The 18,483-nt window shown below is 71.4% G+C and carries 15 protein-coding genes and 1 tRNA gene; 5 read left to right on the top strand and 11 right to left on the bottom strand.

The window, feature by feature from the left end; genetic code table 11:
- Nucleotides 1-23: 23 nt before the first annotated feature.
- The 3 genes from MON03_RS04390 to MON03_RS04380 all read right to left on the bottom strand — a co-directional run bounded on the left by MON03_RS04390 (nt 24) and on the right by MON03_RS04380 (nt 3,361).
- Nucleotides 24-284 carry a DUF3039 domain-containing protein gene (locus tag MON03_RS04390; RefSeq protein WP_022904204.1) on the bottom strand — a complete coding sequence of 87 codons (261 nt, stop codon included), beginning with the start codon at nt 282-284 and terminating at the stop codon, nt 24-26.
- Nucleotides 285-479: 195 nt separating this feature from the next.
- Nucleotides 480-2,051, bottom strand: a complete 1,572-nt coding sequence (locus MON03_RS04385) for an ABC transporter permease (RefSeq protein ID WP_242090727.1) — start codon at nt 2,049-2,051, stop codon at nt 480-482.
- Complete coding sequence (locus MON03_RS04380) at nt 2,027-3,361, bottom strand: ABC transporter ATP-binding protein (protein ID WP_242090726.1); 1,335 nt, start codon at nt 3,359-3,361, stop codon at nt 2,027-2,029. Before MON03_RS04380 ends, MON03_RS04385 begins: the two co-directional genes overlap by 25 nt.
- A gap of 322 nt (nt 3,362-3,683) precedes the next feature.
- On the opposite strand from MON03_RS04380, the gene MON03_RS04375 reads away from it, so the two are divergent.
- The 4 genes from MON03_RS04375 to MON03_RS04360 all read left to right on the top strand — a co-directional run bounded on the left by MON03_RS04375 (nt 3,684) and on the right by MON03_RS04360 (nt 6,433).
- Nucleotides 3,684-4,379, top strand: coding sequence for a phosphocholine cytidylyltransferase family protein (locus tag MON03_RS04375; protein WP_022904207.1), 696 nt, complete (start codon nt 3,684-3,686; stop codon nt 4,377-4,379).
- Nucleotides 4,380-4,465: 86 nt separating this feature from the next.
- The gene (locus MON03_RS04370) at nt 4,466-5,245 is read left to right on the top strand and encodes an ABC transporter permease (protein ID WP_022904208.1); all 780 of its coding nucleotides are present in this window, start codon (nt 4,466-4,468) and stop codon (nt 5,243-5,245) included.
- Nucleotides 5,245-6,015: an ABC transporter ATP-binding protein gene (locus tag MON03_RS04365; protein ID WP_175328560.1), complete on the top strand. Its 771-nt coding sequence runs from the start codon at nt 5,245-5,247 to the stop codon at nt 6,013-6,015. The genes MON03_RS04370 and MON03_RS04365 overlap by 1 nt, the downstream gene beginning before the upstream one ends.
- A gap of 115 nt (nt 6,016-6,130) precedes the next feature.
- A complete protein-coding gene (locus tag MON03_RS04360; protein ID WP_175328559.1) occupies nt 6,131-6,433 on the top strand; it encodes a hypothetical protein in 303 nt (100 codons plus the stop codon).
- A gap of 138 nt (nt 6,434-6,571) precedes the next feature.
- Here the strand turns inward: MON03_RS04360 and MON03_RS04355 are convergent, their stop codons facing one another.
- The 5 genes from MON03_RS04355 to MON03_RS04335 form a co-directional block, all read right to left on the bottom strand.
- Nucleotides 6,572-7,804: a CDP-glycerol glycerophosphotransferase family protein gene (locus MON03_RS04355; RefSeq protein WP_022904211.1), complete on the bottom strand. Its 1,233-nt coding sequence runs from the start codon at nt 7,802-7,804 to the stop codon at nt 6,572-6,574.
- 8 nt (nt 7,805-7,812) lie between these two features.
- A complete protein-coding gene (locus MON03_RS04350) occupies nt 7,813-8,718 on the bottom strand; it encodes a glycosyltransferase family 2 protein (RefSeq protein ID WP_242090725.1) in 906 nt (301 codons plus the stop codon).
- Entirely contained in the window at nt 8,718-9,536 is an 819-nt protein-coding gene (locus MON03_RS04345; RefSeq protein ID WP_242090724.1) for a CDP-alcohol phosphatidyltransferase family protein, read from the bottom strand. Before MON03_RS04345 ends, MON03_RS04350 begins: the two co-directional genes overlap by 1 nt.
- Nucleotides 9,537-9,541: 5 nt before the next feature.
- A complete protein-coding gene (locus tag MON03_RS04340; RefSeq protein ID WP_175328555.1) occupies nt 9,542-10,585 on the bottom strand; it encodes a glycosyltransferase family 2 protein in 1,044 nt (347 codons plus the stop codon).
- 153 nt (nt 10,586-10,738) lie between these two features.
- The gene (locus MON03_RS04335; RefSeq protein WP_242090723.1) at nt 10,739-12,814 is read right to left on the bottom strand and encodes a S1C family serine protease; all 2,076 of its coding nucleotides are present in this window, start codon (nt 12,812-12,814) and stop codon (nt 10,739-10,741) included.
- Nucleotides 12,815-12,999: 185 nt separating this feature from the next.
- On the opposite strand from MON03_RS04335, the gene MON03_RS04330 reads away from it, so the two are divergent.
- Nucleotides 13,000-14,202 carry an aminotransferase class I/II-fold pyridoxal phosphate-dependent enzyme gene (locus MON03_RS04330; RefSeq protein ID WP_242090722.1) on the top strand — a complete coding sequence of 401 codons (1,203 nt, stop codon included), beginning with the start codon at nt 13,000-13,002 and terminating at the stop codon, nt 14,200-14,202.
- A gap of 48 nt (nt 14,203-14,250) precedes the next feature.
- On the opposite strand, the gene MON03_RS04325 is transcribed toward MON03_RS04330, so the two are convergent.
- The 3 genes from MON03_RS04325 to MON03_RS04315 form a co-directional block, all read right to left on the bottom strand.
- Nucleotides 14,251-15,066: a carbon-nitrogen hydrolase family protein gene (locus MON03_RS04325; protein ID WP_175328553.1), complete on the bottom strand. Its 816-nt coding sequence runs from the start codon at nt 15,064-15,066 to the stop codon at nt 14,251-14,253.
- A gap of 111 nt (nt 15,067-15,177) precedes the next feature.
- A tRNA-Met gene (locus tag MON03_RS04320) sits at nt 15,178-15,254 on the bottom strand.
- 64 nt (nt 15,255-15,318) lie between these two features.
- The gene (locus MON03_RS04315; RefSeq protein WP_242090721.1) at nt 15,319-18,351 is read right to left on the bottom strand and encodes a UPF0182 family membrane protein; all 3,033 of its coding nucleotides are present in this window, start codon (nt 18,349-18,351) and stop codon (nt 15,319-15,321) included.
- Between the last annotated feature and the right edge of the window lie 132 nt (nt 18,352-18,483).

Below are 18,483 nucleotides of genomic sequence, written 5' to 3'. Positions count from 1 at the left end.
CGGCGATCGTGTCGTTCGGCGGACTACTCCGCCTTCATGCGCTCGTAGATCTTCTTGCAATCGGGGCAGACCGGGAACTTCTCCGGGTCGCGCCCGGGGATCCACTTCTTGCCGCACAGCGCCTTGACGGGCTTGCCGCTGAGCGCCGACTCGAGGATCTTGTCCTTCTTCACGTAGTGCGAGAACCGCTCGTGATCGCCGGGCTCGATCCCCTCGTCCTCGAGGAGCTTCTCGAGCTCGCGGTCCATCACGTCGAGGCCGCCACCGGGTTCCGTCATGCTCATGGGTCCAGGGTACGACGCGCGCGTCCGGGCCGCGACGGACGGTCGGCCGGGAGGCGCGGGGCGGGGCCGCCACGCGCCTCCCGGCCGTTGTCCGGTGCCGTCGCGCCGGGGGCGACCGTCGGGTCGCGTCGGTCGGCGGCTGCGCTGCGCCGGGGGCGACCGTCGGGTCGCGCCGGTCGGCGGGTCTGCCGGGCGTCAGTTGCGCTGGGCGGCTGCCAGCAGGTCCGGCCCTCGGCGGTCGAAGGCGCGGCCACCGACCGCCACGCCGACCACCAGGACCAGCACGCCGACGGCCGCACCGACGACGACCGTCGCGACCGCCCACGGGTCGGGACCGTCGCGGAGGGCGAGGACGCCGAGCCATCCGGCCGGCACGGAGCACAGCACCGTCCCGATCACCATGACCGACTGTGCGACGGTCGCGGTGACCCCGGCCGCCTGCGGCTGCTGGAAGGGGTGGTCGCCCGGCCGGACCGTCGGGTACGGGAGCAGGACGGACACGACGCTCGACAGCCCGAGGCCCGACAGGAGCGCGGCGGCGCCGACCCCGGTCAGCACCGGGAACGCGATCCAGTCGCCGAAGAGCCACGCGGACACGGCCGAACCCGCGACGAGCGCCGGGAGCCCGACGGTCAGGACGGGGACGACCCGGCCGAGGCGGTCGCTCCACCCGGGCGCGCCGGAGGCGACGTGCAACCACACGGCGGTGTTGTCGTACGACACGTCGTTGTGCGGCAGGAACCCGGCGATGAGCGCCATCAACGGCAGCGGCACGAGCGCGGTCCAGTGCCAGGGCACGCCGGCGACCCCGAGCGGGATGACGACGATCGGGACGAACACGAGGACGAGGTACGAGGTCCGGTAGCGGGGGTCACGACCCCAGTAGGTCAGGGCGCGTGCCGCGACCGCGGCGACCGGTGTCGACCCGAGGCGGTCGAACCACCCGAGTCCACGGTACCGGCGGCTCCGCGTCCGGGTCTCCACGGTCTCGAGCGCGTGCCCGACCTGCGCCCACCACGCCCAGGCGAGGAGGGCGAGGACGGCGACCGCGACGAGGAGCTTGAGGAGCCCGGTACCGACGTCACCGACGGCGACGTCCGCCGGGACGGCCCACGCCGCACCCCACGGCGTCCAGCCAGCGATGCCCGCGACCCGCTGCGTCTCGACACCGACCGGGTCGATCCAGCCGCTGTCGAGGAGGAGCGACACGGTGGGGATGCCGAGCACCGCGATGACGAGCGCGACGAGCCAGCCGGCGTCCCGGCTCCGGTGCTGGCCGATGAGGCGGGAGCCGGCCGTGCACCCGACACGGACGAGCAGTGAGCAGGTCGCGATGGCCAGCAGGCCTCCGACGACGCCGAGCACGGCGGTGCCGCCTCCGCGCATCCAGGTGACGGACTGCCCGACGGCGACGATCGCCACGGCGACGACCGGCACACCGACGAGTCCCGCGACGAACAGGCCGACCGTGAGGTCCTTCCGCCCGATCCCGAACACGGCGAAGCGCCGCGGGTCGAACTGGTCGCTGCGACCGACCACGAGCGGGACGACCGTGAAGCCGAACGTGACGAGTGTGCCGACCGGCACGACGACGGCCCTGGCCGATTCGGGGTCGGCCGTGCGGAGCCCTGCGGCCACGACGGCGATGCCCACCGCGACCAGCAGCCCCACGAGGCTGCCGAGCACGACCAGTACCGAGCGCCGGGCGCTCCCCCGGACCTCGCCGGCGAGCAGGTCGGCCCTCAGCCGGAGAAGCTGTGCAACCATTCCATGCTCTCTGCGACGACGCGGCCGCCCGCGAGTTCGACGAACTTGTCCTCGAGGCTCTTGCGCCCGCGGACCTGCGCCATCGTCCCCGATGCGAGGACCTTGCCGCCGACGATGATCGCGACCGAGTCGCACGTCCGCTGCACCAGTTCCATCGAGTGGCTGGAGAGGACGACCGTGCCGCCACCGGCGGTGTAGCGACGCAGGATCTCGGTGATCGTGGCCGCGCTCACGGGGTCCACCGACTCGAACGGCTCGTCGAGGACGAGCACGCGCGGCGAGTGGATGAGCGTCGCGGCGAGGGCGATCTTCTTCGCCATGCCGACCGAGTAGTCGGCGACCTGGCGTCCGAGGGCCTCGCCCAGTCCGAAGGCCTCGGCGAGGTCGGCACTGCGCTCACGGGCGGTCGCGCCGTCGAGGCCACGGAGCGTGGCGGAGTAGTAGAGCAGCTGGCCACCGGTGAGGCGGTCGAACAGGCGCAGCCGGTCCGGCAGGACGCCCAGGCTGCGCTTGGCCGCGGTCGGGTCGGCCCAGACGTCGTGGTCGAGCACGGTCACCGTGCCGGCGTCGGGACGCAGCAGGCCGGTGACCATCGAGAGCGTGGTGGTCTTGCCGGCGCCGTTCGGGCCGACCACACCGAAGATCGACCCCTGGCGGATCTCGAGGTCCACCTCGTCGACGGCGAGGGTGTGGCCGTACCGCTTGACGAGGCCCTCGGCGCGGAGCACGACCGGCTGCTTCGGTGCCGCGGCCTGCGGGCGCTTCGCGGCGGGGCTGCGCGGTGCACGCTTCTTCGTCGGGACGGTGGCCGCGGCGGTCGACTCGGCCGCCGCCGCTCCGGCCGGGTCCGACCCGGGCCGGGCCGCGTCGGGCCGATCCGAGTCCGATCGGTCCGTGTCGGGCCGGCCGCCGTCGATCCGGGCCCCCGCGCCGGCGGGTCGCTTCGCGCGGCCCTTGCCACCGCGCGGGGTCCCCGGCCGCTTCGCGCTGGTGGTCGGGACGCGATCGGCCGCCGCGGAACCGCCCGTGGACGCCGTCGCCGCGGGCGACGTCTCCGAACCGGTCGTCGTGCCGGTGCCGGTCGTGTCCGTACCCGGCTCGGTGCGAGCCGTGTCCGTGGCGGTCGTCCCCGCGTCCGTGCCCGCGTCGTCGGTCATCTCGTCGTCGACGGGAGCGCCACGCGCTTCCCCGTCGTCCGTGTCGCTGTCGTGCGGCGTGTCACCGTCGTCCCCCGTGTCGCTGTCGGCCTCGGTCAGCCAGGCAGCGTCGGACGTCGCGTACACGTCCTCGTCGTCTGCTCCTGCGGCCATCGCCCCACCGTACCAACCGTCTGCCACAGGGTGGCGACCGTCCCGGTCCCGCCCCGCGCGTCGCCCGGTCGAGGGTCACGATCCGGGAACGAAGCCCCGCGCGGTGTACCCCGGAAGGCGCTCGTTCCGTATCATTCACCAGGGCACGCCGAAGTGTTCACCACTTGGAAACCCGCCCGGGCCGGCCAACGTGATGCAGCCCGCGCTGGGAGTCTGATCCGAGAAGCGAGGGTTCACGGCCGACCCCGATCCGGCGGGAGCAGACTCGACGAGGCCCGCCCGTGCCCCACAGGCGCGCGGGCGGACACCAGAAGGGACCAGCATGACCACGCAGATCGTCATCCTCGCCGCGGGGATGGGCAGCCGCCTCGGGCGCAGCCTGCCGAAGCCGCTGACGGAGCTCTCCGACGGCCGCACCATCATGCAGCAGCAGTTCGACAACATCCGCGCCGCGTTCGGTTCGAGTGCTCGCGTGACGATCGTCGTCGGCTACAAGTCGGAGTACATCGTCGAGGCCTTCCCGCAGGCGAACTTCGTCTACAACGAGTCCTACGACTCCACGAACACCTCGAAGAGCCTGCTCCGTGCGCTCAAGGCCACGGGCAAGAGCGGCGTGCTGTGGATGAACGGCGACGTCGTCTTCGACCCGCGCGCCCTCGTCCGGGCCGCCGACATGATCGACGAGGACCGCTCGTTCGTGAGCGTCAACACCGAGAAGGTCTCCGACGAAGAGGTCAAGTACACGGTCGACGCCGAGGGCTTCATCGAGAAGCTGTCGAAGCAGGTCGTCGGTGGTCTCGGCGAGGCCGTCGGGATCAACTACGTCTCCGCCGCCGACAAGCAGGCGCTCATCCGCCAGCTGGGCCGGGTGGACGACCAGGAGTACTTCGAGGGCGGCATCGAGGCTGCCATCGCCGAGGACGGGCTACGCTGGTCGCCGGTCGACATCTCGGACCTCTACGCGGTCGAGATCGACTTCGCCGAGGACCTCGAGCGCGCGAACAACCTGTTCGCCTGAACGGCCCCCACCCCCTCGGCGGTTCCGCCCGGAGGGAAACCGTGACCACAGCGAGTGCGCCGACCGTGCCCGCGGCTGCTGCCCCCATGGCCAGCCGCAGCGCCGGTCGGCGCTACCGTCATGCGCTCTGGCTGCTGACCGTCCGCGACCTGCGCGTGCGGTACTCGACGTCGGCGCTCGGGTACTTCTGGTCCATCCTCGACCCGCTCGTGATGTCGGCCATCTACTGGTTCGTCTTCACACAGGTGTTCCACCGCGGCAAGGTCGGCGAAGAGCCGTACATCGTCTTCCTGCTCTCCGCGCTCCTGCCGTGGATGTGGTTCACGGGGGCGGTGTCCGACTCCACCCGTGCGTTCACGAGCGAGGCGAAGCTCATCCGCTCGACGACCATCCCGCGGAGCATCTGGGTGGCCCGGATCGACGCGTCGAAGGGCATCGAGTTCGTCCTGAGCCTGCCCGTCCTCGCGATCTTCGTGCTCGCGACCGGGGCACGCGTGCACTGGGAGGTCCTGCTCTACCCGCTCGCGATCGTCCTGCAGTGCGGGCTCATCTACGGGCTCGGCCTCATCGTCGCACCGCTCGTGGTGTTCTTCCGCGACCTCGAGCGCGCCGTGAAGCTCGTCCTGCGGTTCCTCTTCTACGCGTCGCCGATCATCTACGGCACGTCCGCACTGCCCGAGCGCTTCCGCGACCTCATGGCGCTCAACCCGCTGTCCGGGATCATCGGGATCTACCGGTCCGCGTTCTTCCCCAGCCAGCTGCACTGGCTCGAGGTGGCGAGTTCGACCGTGGTCACGGTGGTCGTGCTGCTGATCGGGCTCGTCGTGTTCCGGCGCAGCGAGCACCGCGTCCTCAAGGAGCTCTGATGACGGCCACCGACCAGTCCCGACCGAGCACGACCACGACGCCCGTGATCAGCGTCCGCGGAGCCGGCATCCGGTTCAAGCGGAACCGCCGTGCGAGCCGCAGCTTCAAGGACCTCTTCGCGGGCCGTGACCGCCGCAAGCGCGCGGACGAGTTCTGGGCGCTCCGCGACGTCAGCTTCGAAGTGCAGCCCGGCGAGGCCATCGGTGTCGTCGGCCGCAACGGCCAGGGCAAGTCGACGCTGCTCAAGCTCGTCGCCCAGGTGATGCTCCCCGACGAGGGCCGGGTCCACGTCGGCGCCGGCGTCGCTCCCCTCATCGAGATCACCGGCGGGTTCGTCGGGGACCTCACGGTGCGCGACAACGTCTACCTCACGGCCGGACTCCACGGGATGTCGCGGGCCGAGATCCGCGACGCGTTCGACGAGATCATCGAGTTCGCCGAGATCGGCGACTTCGTCGACACCCCGTACAAGCACCTGTCCAGCGGCATGAAGGTCCGCATCGCGTTCTCCGTCATCTCGCGCCTCGACGAGCCGGTGCTGCTCGTGGACGAGGTCCTCGCGGTCGGCGACAAGGGGTTCCGCGAGAAGTGCTACAAGCGCATCGACGAGCTCCTCGCCGGCGGCCGCACACTGTTCTTCGTCTCGCACAGCGACAAGGACCTGCGACGCTTCTGCGACCGCGGGCTGTACCTCGACAAGGGTCGACTGCAGTTCGACGGCACGATCGACGAGGCGCTCGAGCGGTACAACGCCGACACCGCATCCTGACCGCCCGCGCGACGCTCCTCCACAACGGACCGCGCCCCGGCCCCCTCCACAGCCCGGTCGGACCGACGGCCTCCCGGGGGCGTCGGCGTCGGCACCCCCGCCTAGCGTGTCGGGCATGCACCCCACCACCACCGCGTACCGCGTCCCGTTCCACGTCGACCGCCGTGATGCCCCGCGCCGCTACCGGCTGGTCAACACCGGCACGGAACCGGTCGACGGGCTGACGCTGACGCACCTCGGCTCGGGCTACTGTCCCCCGCTGGGCGTCCGTCGTCTCGAGCCCGGTCGGGCGCTGTCGATCGCCGTGTTCGGGGCGGCACCGGACGACACCGGCGTGGTCGTGCTCCGGTGGCGGCGTCCGGACCGGAGCGAGTACCTGTGGCGGGTGCCGCTGGTGGCGGAGTCGACCGGTCGATGAGCGGGACGTGCCGGGCAGGGGCCCGCGCCCGGGAGCACGCCGGGGCACACGCCACACGCCGTCAGCGCGCCCCTGCCCGACCGTGTCCAGGGTGGTCGCCCCGTGCCCGTCGACGCACGGCGCGGTCGCCCCTGCCCGTCAGCGCCCGACGTGCTCGGCCGCGACCGTCCGCCAGCGCTCGAGCAGCCGCTCGATCGCGCCGTGGAAGCGAGCCGTGGCCGCACCGGGGGTGGTGTCCCCGAAGTACCGCTCGACCCAGTGCCGGAGCCGCGCGAGTTCCTCCGCGTCGTGCGCCGCGGCGTCCACCCGGGCGACGACGTCCTCGGCCTCGGCGGCGAGCAGCCAGTTGGCGTCCCCGAGGTAGCCGCGCTCGTCGACGTCCGCGTCCGGAGACACCGGCCGGGTCACGATGAGTGGCTTCCCGACGGCGAGCCGGTCGTAGATCATCGCCGAGATGTCCGTGATCGCGACGTCCGCCCCGGCGATCTGCCACCCGAGCCCGGGTCCGTCGTCGTACACGTGGTGGGCGGCCGGGTCGGCGGCGTTCGCGGCCGAGATCGCCGCGATGATGCGCTCGTGCGCAGCCTTGTACTCGGGGTCGAGCACCCCGGAGCGCGGGTGCGGCCGGTACACGAGTCGGTGTGCGGGCGACGCGAGCACCCGGTCGGCGATGGTCGTGCCGTGGCTGGCGATCGATCCGTAGGCCGCCGCAGCACGGTCGCCCTCCCACGTCGGCGCGTAGAGCACGACGGTCCGCCCGTCCGCCGGCCAGGGCACGTCGGCCGCGAAGTGGTCCGCCTGGGGCCGGCCGATCGCGATGGTCCTGGCGTCGAGGTCGTAGTCCCAGAGCGCTGCGGCGAGCCGGTCACGAGCGGCGTCGCCGGCGATCAGGGCGTAGTCGTACGCCTTGAACTGGTTCGTCGTCATGTACATCTTGTCGCTCTCGCCGTGGTTCACGAAGACGTGCCACATGCGCCCGTACCGCATCATCTGGAAGTTGCGGGCGTTCTGGTTGACGTAGAGGACGATCTTCGGTGCCTGCTCGTCGACGAAGCGCTCGAGGTCGACGACCTGTCGCGCGTAGACCGCGGGCACGGGCGACTCGTCGAGCAGCGCGAGCATGGTGCCGGGGCTCCGGGAGATGATCGCGACCGGGTGCTCGGCGTGCAGCTCGGCCAGGGGGCCGTACCACTGGCGCACCTGGTACATGTTCACCGGGCCGTCGGCGAAGTACACCGCGATCTCGACGGACCCGGGAGCGAGGGGCGGCTGTGTCCGGAGCCGCCGCGCCAGCTGGTTCCGGCTCTGCCGCGACCGCAGGAGTCGTTGCACGAGCCGGAACGCCGTGCGCACGTCGCTGGGGATCGACATGGGTCTCCTCAGATGATCGGGGGCCGGCCGGCGAGCGTCATCCGCCCGATGGTCAGCCAGCCCATGGTCGAGGCCGGTCCGCAGTCCGTCGTCCATCCCTCGCGGACCCCGCCGAACCACGTCGCCAGCCGGCGCGGGTGTCGCCACCACCGGGCGACCTGGATCGCGGCCCAGGAGCCGACGTAGAGCGGCTGCAGCACCGTCGGCAGGTTCCGCCGGGCCAACCAGACACGGTTCCGGGCGTTCAGCCGGTAGTACTCGCGGTGCCGGGCCGGGTCGATCGCCGGGTGGTGGGCGACGAGGTCGCCGGCGTACCAGGTGCGGCGGCCGGCGTCCCAGACCCGCCACGCGAGCTCGATGCCCTCGTGCGCGTAGAAGTAGGGCGCTCCCCAACCGCCGACCGTGCGGTACACGTCCATCGGCAGGACCACCGCCCCTTCCCACACCGAGAACACGGGCGAGGAGTCCGACGCCCGGCCCTTCCGGATGCGCGGGATCCATCGCGTGGGGTTCGCCGCGCCCGACGGGTCGACGACCTGCGGCTGCACCAGGCCGAGCGACGGGTCGTGCTCGAACAGCGCGATCGCGTCGCGGAGGAAGGTCGGCGACGGCACCGAGGCGTCGTCGTCGAGGAAGAACACGTAGTCGCCCTCGACCGCCTCGGCGCCGGCGTTCCGACCCGCGGGGATGCCGACGTTCTCGGGCAGTGCGAGCGCACGCACCCCGTCCGGCAGCCCGGTCGGCTCCCACCCGTTGCCGACGCAGACGACGTCGAGGTCCACGTCCTGCTGCGCGAGCACGCTCTCGAGCCCCCGGCGCAGGTCCTCCGGACGGGTCCCCTGCGACAGGCTGACCACGGCCACCCGCGGGCGCGCACGGTGCAGGACTGCGTGGCGGCGGGTGGTGCCCGGCATCACGCCCGCACCCGCTTCGACGCGATGATCGCGAGGAAGTGCCCGATCGTCGCGAGGACGGCGAGCGGCAGGAGGGTGCCGACGAGGACCCGCGACGCGAGCGTGTCGCCGATGACGAGTCCGAGCAGCGCGAAGACGAAGGCCAGGATCGACAGCTCCACCGAGTGGTACAGGCGGTGGAACGGCAGGAAGCGCGCGAGCCGACGGAGCGAGGCCAGGCGGCGACCGGACGGCGCGGTCGACGCGTCACGGCGGTCGACGAGCTTCTCGAGCCCGGCGTTCGCGCGGGCGACGTGCACCATGTCGTTGAGCGCCTTGTTGAGGACGATCACGAGCCCGAGCCCGCAGCCGATCGTCGTCCACATCCAGTCGGCGTCGTGGATCGGCCACGTCGCCGCCCGGATGCCGAGTGCGACGGGGATGAGCCCCTCGGTCGTGTAGTGGCCGACCTTGTCGAGGAACACGCCGGCCGGCGAGTGGGTGCCGCGCCAGCGGGCGACCTCGCCGTCGCTGCAGTCGACGAGCATCTGCAGCTGCCCGAGCACGAGCGCGAGTGCCGCGCCCCAGATGCCGGGGACGAGCAGCGCGGCAGCGACGCTCCACCCGACGAGGATCATCAGGCCGGTGACCTGGTTCGCGCTCACCCGGGTCTTCAGCAGCACCCACGTCAGGTACGGCGAGACGTCGCGCAGGTACAGCGAGGCCGTCCAGTGCTCCGCGTTCGCCCGCATCCGGACCGCGTCCGGCTGCGCCACGGCGCGGAGTTCGGCGATGGAGGTCGGTCGGCCCGTGCGGCCGGTGGCGGTCTCGTCGGTCATGGCGGTCACCGTCCCGTGTGCGTCGTGAGGTCGGACGTCCTGGTGAGGAAGCCGATGATGAACCCGATGCCCCAGCCGACGTGGATGCACGGCAGCACCACGAGGAGCCAGAGGAGTGTCCTGGGTCCGGAGCGCCGCGCCACTGCGACCGCTCCGAGCACGACGAAGAGCAGGTAGACCGCGGGGACCACGAACCCGAGCAGCGCCCACGCCGCCCCCGTCCCCGTGGCGGCGCCGATGATCCCGACGACCCCGGCGACGATGCCGAGCGCCATCGCCGCCACCATCGCCGGGGGCACGAAGTAGCGCAGGCCGTTGTTCGCCGGGAACCGCCGCGCGAGTTCGCCCCGCCACAGCCCCGTGGCCACGAACTGGCGCACGAGCCGCTTCAGGCTCGGCCGCGGGCGGTACGTCACGACGAGCTCCGGCGTGAACCACACGGTCCCGCCGGTCTGGCGCAGCCGCCGGTTGAGCTCCCAGTCCTGGCCGCGCTTGATGCCCTCGTCGAACAGGCCGACCTCGAACAGGCGGTCGCGTCGGAACACCCCGAGGTACGCCGTCTCGGCCGGCCCGGCCTGACCACCGACGTGGTGCGGAGTGCCCCCGAGCCCGACCCGGCTGCCGTAGGCGAGTGCCACGGCACGTTCGAAGGGCGTGCGGCCCTCGGCGTGCATGATCCCGCCGACGTTGTCCGCGCCGGATTCCTGCAGCACCCGGACCGCCACACGCGTGTAGTCCCGCGGCAGCACCGAGTGCGCGTCGACGCGGACCACGACGGGGTGCTCGGAGGCCCGGATCGCGACGTTCAACCCGGCGGGCGTCGACCCGACCGGGTTCTCGATCGCGCGGATCCGCGGGTCGGCGGCGCTCATCTCGGCCACGAGCTCGTTCGTGCCGTCGATCGACGGCCCGAGCGCGAGGATGACCTCGAACGGACCGGCGTAGTCCTGGTCGAGCAGACTCTGCACGGCAGCACGGACCTCGGTGACCTCGTTCAGCACGGGCATCACGTACGAGACGCCCGGCAGGGGCTGTCCGTCTGGCTGCATGCGTCCCTCGGGGTGGTGGCTGGTGCGCGGGGCGCACCGCGAGCGGTGCCGCCCCGCAGAGCGACCATGAGCCTATCAAGACGGCCACGCCGGGACGGACTGGAGGCTCGGCGCACGTCGTGCACCGAGCCTCCAGGCGGTCTGTTGGTCGCGTCAGCCCTTGCTGTCGTAGGTCCCGAGGGTCACGTCGGCCGTGTACGACTTGCCACCGCGCAGGTAGGTGATCTCGGTCTTCGCGCCGCCCGCGAAGAACCGGACCTGGGCGGTGAGGTCGGTCGCGTCGGAGACCGACGCCGAGCCGATCTTCGTCACGACGTCGCCGGCCTTCAGGCCGGCCTTCGCCGCCGCACCGTTCGACGTCACCGACTTGATGAGCGCGCCCATCTGCGTCGCGTTCGACGCGTCGGCCGCGTCACCGACGCTCGCGCCGAGGAGACCGTGCGTCGCCGAACCGTTGTCCTTGATCTCGTTCGCGACCCGCTTCACGAGGTTCGACGGGATCGAGAAGCCGACGCCGATGCTGCCGGACTGCGAGTCCGACGACGAGGAGCTGCCGGCGGACGCGATCGCGACGTTGATGCCGATGAGCTTGCCCTTCGAGTCGAGCAGCGCACCACCCGAGTTGCCGGGGTTGATCGACGCGTCGGTCTGGATCACCGGCAGCGACACCGTCGAGCTCGCCGAGGAGCTCGAGCCGTTGTCGCCGTTGCCCCAGAAGTCGAACGGGCCGCCCTGGCTGCCGTTGCCGCCCTCGTTCGAGTCGCCGCCCTGGCTCGGGGCGCTCGACGTGACCTGGATGCTGCGGTCCAGCGTCGACACGATGCCGTCGGTCACGGTGTTCGACAGCCCGAGCGGTGCGCCGATCGCGACCGCGGTGTCGCCGACGTTCAGGTCCGACGAGTCGGCGAACGTGATCGGCTTCAGGTCAGTGGCGTCGATCTTGATCACCGCGAGGTCGACGGTCGGGTCGGTGCCGACGAGCTTCGCGTCGTAGATCTTGCCGTCCGAGGTCGTCACGGTGACCTTGCCGTTGCCGCTGTCACCGTCGAGCGTCACCACGTGGGTGTTCGTGACGATGTAGCCGTCCTTGCTGAACACGACGCCCGAGCCCGTGCCGGCCTCGTTGCTCGCGGAGACGTTGATCGTCACCACGGACGGGGTCGCCTGCGCGGCCACCGCGGTGACCACGGTGGCGTTGTTGTAGTCGTTCACCGTCAGGTTGCCGCCCTGCGCGGAGCTGCTCGTCGGGGTGCCGCCCGTGGCCGAACCCGAGCCGGCGAGCCACCCGGCACCGCCGCCGACGAGACCGCCGATGACCGCCGCCGCGATGAGCGGGACGAGGAGGCGGTTGCGGCCCTCGGTCCTGGTGCCCGCGGGGGCCGCCGTGGCGGAGTCGGCGAAGTAGTGGCCGTTGCGCTGGTTCGAGCCGTCGACGTCCCCGAAGGACGACGCGGACGCCGGAGCGTCGGTGGCCGAGCCGGGAGCCGGGGCGGACGCGGCGGAGGGCGCTGCGGCCGAGGAGGGCTGCTGCGCGTACTCGCCGTAGCGGGGGCGGTCCTGCTGGCCCTGGCCGTACTGGCTGCCGGCCTGGCCGTACTGGCTCGGCTGGCCGTACTGGTTCGGCTGGCCGTACTGGCTGCTGCCCTGGCCGTACTGGCTCGGCTGGCCGTACTGGCTGGAGCCCTGCCCGTACTGGCTCGGCTGGCCGTACTGGCTCGGCTGCCCGGACTGGCTCGGCTGCCCGTACTGGCTGGAGCCCTGCCCGTACTGGCTGCCGCCCTGGCCGTACTGGCTGGAGCCCTGCCCGTACTGGCTCGACTGGCCGCTGCCCTGGCCGTACTGGCTCGGCTGGCCGTACTGGCTGCCGCCCTGGCCGGAGCCGGACTGGTCCTGCTGCCCGTAGGCGGAGCCGTGCGCTCCGTAGGGGCTCTGCTGGCCCGACTGGCCGTACTGGCCCGTCTGTCCACCGCTGCCCTGGCCGTACTGGCCCGCACCCGCGGCGGGGTACGGCGCCGTGTACTGCGACGTCGCCTGCTCGCCCGCGCGCGGGAACACGTCGGTCTCGTTCGCGGTGGCTGGCTCGATCACGTCGGTGTGGTCTGCTGCCTGGCGGTCGTCAGCCGCGAGGGAGTCGTTCGGCGCGGACGTGGTGCCCTCGGCGGACGTGGTCTCGTTCGTCTCGTCCGGACGGCGGTCGTCGTCCTGCCCGTGGGGCGTGTTGTCGCTCATGCTGGACGTGCTCCTTTCAAGCACGTGCAGTCTGTCGCACCGACCTGAGCGCCGGTACCGGCCGGGCTGCACGCGACCTATGGCGATCGTATGCGTGCGCTGAGGACGTCCGCCGCGGTCCTGGTCCGGCCCACCGCTAGGTTGGGTGACGTCCGGCACGTTCGACCCGCAGCGGAGGGACCACCATGCGACTCGAGGGACCCTGGCTGCGCGCGGCCGAGGGAGCGATGCTCCTGGGACCGGACGGCGTCCCCGCCCCCACCGTCTTCGCCGAGATGAGCGCCCTCGCCGCCGCGACCGGGGCGATCAACCTCGGCCAGGGGTTCCCCGACGAGGACGGCCCGCAGGAGGTCCTCGAGGCCGCCGTGCAGGCCATCCGCGACGGCGCGAACCAGTACCCGCCGGGGCGCGGGATCCCGGACCTCCGTGCGGCGATCGCAGAGCACCAGGCGCGCTGGTACGGCCTCGACGTCGACCCCGACCGCGAGGTCCTGGTCACCGCCGGCGCCACCGAGGCGCTGGCGGCGACGCTCCTCGCCCTGGTCGAACCCGGCGACGAGGTGATCACCTTCGAGCCCTTCTACGACGCCTACGGGGCGCTCGTCCGGCTCGCCGGCGGGACGCACGTCACGGTGCCGCTCACCGCGCCGGACTTCCTGCCCGACGAGACGACGCTCCGCGCGGCCTTCTCGGACCGGACCCGCGTCGTCCTCGTGAACACGCCGCACAACCCCACCGGCCGCGTCCTGCCGCCCGAGGTACTCCGCACCGTGGTCGAGCTCGCCGAGCAGTACGACGCCGTGGTGGTCACCGACGAGGTCTACGAACACCTCACCTTCGCCACGCCGCACGTGCCGATCGCCACCCTCCCGGGAGCGCGCGACCGCACCGTCACGATCTCGAGCGCTGGGAAGACCTTCAGCACGACCGGCTGGAAGATCGGGTGGCTCACCGCTCCCCCGGCGCTCGTCGACGCGATCACCACCGTCAAGCAGTTCCTGACCTTCGTCAACGGTTCGCCGTTCCAGCCCGCGGTCGCCGCCGGGCTCCGACTGCCGACCGAGGTCTTCACCGGCATCGCGGCCACGCTCGCCGCGAAGCACGAACTCCTCGCCGACGGGCTGCGCCGTGCCGGGTTCGACGTCATGCGACCGGACGGCGGGTACTTCGTCATCGCCGACGCCGCGCCCCTCGGCTTCGCGGACGCGCGCGAGTTCTGCCTCGCGCTCCCCGGACGGGTCGGCGTCGTGAGTGTGCCGGTGTCCGCGTTCGTCCGACCCGACCACCAGTCGGGCTACCGATCGCTCGTGCGCTTCGCGTTCTGCAAGCAGCGGCCGGTCCTCGAGGACGCAGCCGCCCGCCTCGCGGCGCTCACGCCGACCGCCTGACCGCCGGACTGGAGGCACGGATCGCCTCCGCCTCGCCGGCGGCGTCCGTCAGTCGCGCGGCACGACCTCGTACCGGCGGAGCGCGAGGGACGGGTTCACCGACCGCACCGCCGTGGTGACCTCGGTGTCGATCGTCGCCACGAGCAGCCCCGGGGTCGCGCCGGCAGCGCCGACCGCCACGCCCGCCGGGTCGAGCACGACCGAACCGCCCACGCCGATCGGCGGCGTCTGACCGACGCCGACCACCCACACGGTGTTCTCGATCGCGCGCGCCGTGAGGAGGGTCCGCCAGTGGTGCTCCTTGCCCGGCCCGCGCACCCACTCGGCGGGCAGCACGACCACGTCGGCAGCGCCGTGCTCCGGCGCAGCCAGACGCCGGGTGACCTCGGGGAACCGCAGGTCGTAGCACGTCTCGAGCCCGACCCGCACGCCGTCCAGCTCGAAGACCGGGAGCTGCTCCGGGTCACCGGCGTCGATGCGGTCGGACTCGCGCGACCCGAACGCGTCGTAGAGGTGCACCTTCCGGTAGGTCCCGACGAGCGAGCCGTCGGGCCGGACCGCGACGAGCGTGTTCCGGAACCGTGCGGGGTCGTCGGCCGTCTCGGCGACACCGACCACGAGCGTGAGGCCGGTGTCCACCGCGATCGCCCGGAGTTCGGTGACGAAGGGCCCGTCGAGGGCCTGCGCCGCGGCGACGAACCGGTCGTCGATGTCGGCCGTGAAGTAGGAGCTGTACTCCGGCGTCACGAGCAGCTGTGCCCCGCGCTGCACGGCCTGCTCCGCGAACCGCCGGATCGTCGCGGCGTTCGCCACGGGGTCGTCCACGGGAGCGAACTGCGCGGCCGCGATCGTCAGGGTGCCCATGCCGCGAGCGTACCGGCGGCGGACTCCGGCGCGACCGTGGCCCGGCGGCGAGGACGGCCCGGGAACGACGAAGGCCCCGGTCCGAGTGGACCGGGGCCTTCGTGTGACGCTTGGTTGCGGGGGCAGGATTTGAACCTACGACCTCTGGGTTATGAGCCCAGCGAGCTACCGAACTGCTCCACCCCGCGGCACATCCAATAGCCTAGCGGGGCCCGAGGCGGGGTGCAAATCGAGCACCCCGCCCTCGGCGTGTCAGTTCCCGCCCTCGGCCTTCGTCGCGGCCTCGATGGCGTCCTGCAGGCGCTGGTCGGCCTCGGCGGCGGCGACCAGGTCGTTCTTCGCGTAGGCCTCCTGGCGGTCGGCGAGCGCCTGCTTCGCCTCCTCGAGCGCCTTCTGCAACGCGGCGTTGTCGGTGCTGCCCGAGCTCGAGCCCGAACCGCTGCCGGAGCTCGACCCGGAACCGGAGCCGCTGTCGGACGAGCCCGAGCCGGACGAACCCGAACCCGAGCCCGACGAGCCCGAGCCGGACGAACCCGAGCCGGAGTCGCTCGAGCCGTCGGAGACCCCCTGGTCGCCGGCGTTCGCACCCGAGTTGCCGCCGAACAGCGTGTCGAGCGCCTGGTCGAGCGTGTCCTCGAACGCGATCTTGTCACCGAAGGCCACGAGGACCTTCTGCAGCAGCGGGTAGGAACCGCTCGACGTCGACTGGACGTACACGGGCTGGACGTAGAGGAACCCGCCACCGACCGGCAGCGTGAGCAGGTTGCCCTGCTTCACCGTCGAGTTGCCGCGCTTCAGGATGTTCAGCTCGGCCGACACGTTCGTGTCCGAGTTGAACAGGTTCTGCACCTGCAGCGGACCGGGGATGTTGTCCGTCTTCGGCATCGTCAGCAGCGTGAGCTTGCCGTAGCCGGACGCCTTCTTGCCCGTGCCGGCGCCCCCGGCGTCCGAGTCGACCGCGAGGTACCCGGTCAGGACGTTCCGGCTGTCCGCGCCCCGACCCGACTGCTGCGGGATGTAGGTCGTGTAGAGCGAGTACTTCGTCTCGGACCCCGGCACCTTCATCGTCAGGTAGTAGGGGTCCTGCAGGTCCTCGGCGTTGGTCGTCGTCGTGGTCTGCGTGCCCAGGCCGTTCGTCGTCGTGTTGGTGATCGCGGACGAGCCTGAGGACGAGTCGCTGTTGGCTTCCTTCGTCGGTTCCTGCGGCGTCTGCCACGCGTCGTCACCCGAGTAGAACGAGTTCGCGTCGGTGACGTGGTACGTCGCGAGGATCGAGCGCTGCACCTTGAACAGGTCGGTCGGGTACCGCACGTGGTCGAGGAGCTCGGCGCTCATGGCGGACACCGGCTTGAGCGTGCTCGGGAAGATCTTCTGCCAGGTCTTGAGGATCGGGTCCGTCGTGTCCCACGCGTAGAGCGTCACCTTGCCGGTGTAGGCGTCGACCGTGGCCTTCACCGAGTTCCGGATGTAGTTCACCTGGTCCGTGCTGTAGGCCGACGACTCCGCGCCGCTGATGCTCGCCTGCAGGCTCGCGCTCTGCGAGTACGGGTACGCGTTGGTGGTCGTGTAGCCGTCGACCACCCACACGATCCGGTGGTCCACGATCGCCGGGTAGGCGTCCTGGTCGGTCTGCAGGTACGGCGCGACCTTCTGGACCCGCTGGATGGGGTTGCGGTCGTAGAGGATCTGCGAGTCGGCGTTCACACGCTGCGACAGCAGGATCTGCTCCGACTGGAACTTCGCGGCGTAGACGAGCCGGTTGAAGAAGTTGCCGATGCTCGGCCCACCGTCCGCGGCGTACGTCGTCGTGGCGTTCCCGCCGTTGCTGGCGTCGTCGCTCTCCTCCGAGCCGGACGGGTAGTCGAGCTCGATGTTCTTCGAGCCCTTCGGCGCGCCCACGATCGAGTACTGCGGCGAGTTCTCGCCGAAGTACACGCGCTGCTGGAAGTCGCCGAGGGCGCCGCTGGACGGGATGCCGGACTCGAGGAAGACCGGCTTGCCGTCGCTCGCGCGCTGGTTGCCGTACGCCGCGGCCACGCCGTAGCCGTGCGTGTAGACGAACGTCCGGTTGTACTGCGTGTTCGTCTTGGCGCTCAACCCGTCGAGGTTGATGTCACGGACCGCGATCACCGTGTCCTCAGTCTGCCCCTTGATGTCGTAGCGGTCGACGTCGAGGGTGTCCGGGAACTTGTAGTACTGGCGGTACTGCTGGAGCTGGCTGAAGGTGTCCGAGACGATCTTCGGGTCGATGAGGCGGATGTTCGCCGTCGTCTGCGCGTCCGACGCCAGTGCTCCCGAGGACGCGCTCGTCTTCGCGTCGTAGTTCTGCTCCTCGGTCGACGCGACCCCGTAGGCGTCACGCGTCGCGTCGATGTTCCGCTGGATGTACGCCGACTCGTACGAGCCCTCGGAGGGCTTCACCTGGAGCCGCTGGACGATCCACGGGTAGATGCCGCCGACGACGATCGCGGCGACGAGGAGCAGCCCCGTGCCCACGATCGAGATGCGCCAGCGACCGATGACCGCGGTCACGATGAAGAGGATCGCGACGATCGCGGCGATTCCAGCCATGATCTCGCGGCCGGGGATGACCGCGTTGACGTCGGTGTACTGCGCACCCGTGATGAGCGAGTTGTTCTTCGCGAGGGTCGCGTACTGGTCGAGCCAGAGGCTGACGGCCTGCAGCGCGATGTAGACGGCGGCCGTGACCGCGAGCTGCACGCGGGCCGCGCGGGAGATGCGGACCTCGCGCCCGCCGAAGCGCATCGCGCCGTACAGGTACAGGGCGGCGAGCGCCGCGAGCCCGGCGATGAGCACGACCGCCGAGGCGTACGCGACGATCGAGCGCCAGAACGGCAGCTCGAAGACGTAGAACCCGATGTCGAGGCCGAACTGCGGGTCCTTCTTGCCGAACGAGGTCCGGTTGAAGTACTCGAGGACCATGCTCCACCGGCCGGAGGTCGACAGGCCAGCGAAGACGCCGAGGACGACCGGGATGCCGATCATGACCGCGCGGCGCAGCGGCTCGATGACCTGCTGGTAGCGGTCGAGCTGCGAGTTGAGCTTCGCGTAGACGGGACGGAACCGGAACGCGAACGCGATGCTCAGGTAGACCGGCACCGCCATGCCGAGGAACCCGGCGACGAACATCGACGTCCCCGCGATCCACCGCGTGGTCAGGACCTGCTGGAACCCGAGCTGCGCGAACCACGCGTAGTCCGTGTAGAGGCTCGCGAAGATGAAGAAGGCGATCACCAGTGCAGCCAGCACGATGATCGTGACCACGATCGGGACCCGCGGCGAACGCCGCCCAGAGGAGGATGGACCCGAGGTGGACGAGGTGGTCGTCACTTGATGTGCTCCAGACGTGTCGGACCGGCGGGCCCGGCGCGGCGGGCCGTCAGTGCGTCGATCCTA

Source organism: Curtobacterium sp. DN_7.5 (genome assembly GCF_022655355.1).
GTDB classification, from domain to species: Bacteria; Actinomycetota; Actinomycetes; order Actinomycetales; family Microbacteriaceae; genus Curtobacterium; species Curtobacterium luteum.
Note: the sequence above shows the minus strand (reverse complement) of the source record. Positions and strands in the feature narration are given on the sequence as shown.

Coding starts and splice junctions, on each gene's coding strand:
- MON03_RS04390 (WP_022904204.1), bottom strand. CDS start 284: ATGAGCATGACGGAACCCGGTGGCGGCCTCGACGTGATGGACCGCGAG.
- MON03_RS04385 (WP_242090727.1), bottom strand. CDS start 2,051: ATGGTTGCACAGCTTCTCCGGCTGAGGGCCGACCTGCTCGCCGGCGAG.
- MON03_RS04380 (WP_242090726.1), bottom strand. CDS start 3,361: ATGGCCGCAGGAGCAGACGACGAGGACGTGTACGCGACGTCCGACGCT.
- MON03_RS04375 (WP_022904207.1), top strand. CDS start 3,684: ATGACCACGCAGATCGTCATCCTCGCCGCGGGGATGGGCAGCCGCCTC.
- MON03_RS04370 (WP_022904208.1), top strand. CDS start 4,466: ATGGCCAGCCGCAGCGCCGGTCGGCGCTACCGTCATGCGCTCTGGCTG.
- MON03_RS04365 (WP_175328560.1), top strand. CDS start 5,245: ATGACGGCCACCGACCAGTCCCGACCGAGCACGACCACGACGCCCGTG.
- MON03_RS04360 (WP_175328559.1), top strand. CDS start 6,131: ATGCACCCCACCACCACCGCGTACCGCGTCCCGTTCCACGTCGACCGC.
- MON03_RS04355 (WP_022904211.1), bottom strand. CDS start 7,804: ATGTCGATCCCCAGCGACGTGCGCACGGCGTTCCGGCTCGTGCAACGA.
- MON03_RS04350 (WP_242090725.1), bottom strand. CDS start 8,718: ATGCCGGGCACCACCCGCCGCCACGCAGTCCTGCACCGTGCGCGCCCG.
- MON03_RS04345 (WP_242090724.1), bottom strand. CDS start 9,536: ATGACCGACGAGACCGCCACCGGCCGCACGGGCCGACCGACCTCCATC.
- MON03_RS04340 (WP_175328555.1), bottom strand. CDS start 10,585: ATGCAGCCAGACGGACAGCCCCTGCCGGGCGTCTCGTACGTGATGCCC.
- MON03_RS04335 (WP_242090723.1), bottom strand. CDS start 12,814: ATGAGCGACAACACGCCCCACGGGCAGGACGACGACCGCCGTCCGGAC.
- MON03_RS04330 (WP_242090722.1), top strand. CDS start 13,000: ATGCGACTCGAGGGACCCTGGCTGCGCGCGGCCGAGGGAGCGATGCTC.
- MON03_RS04325 (WP_175328553.1), bottom strand. CDS start 15,066: ATGGGCACCCTGACGATCGCGGCCGCGCAGTTCGCTCCCGTGGACGAC.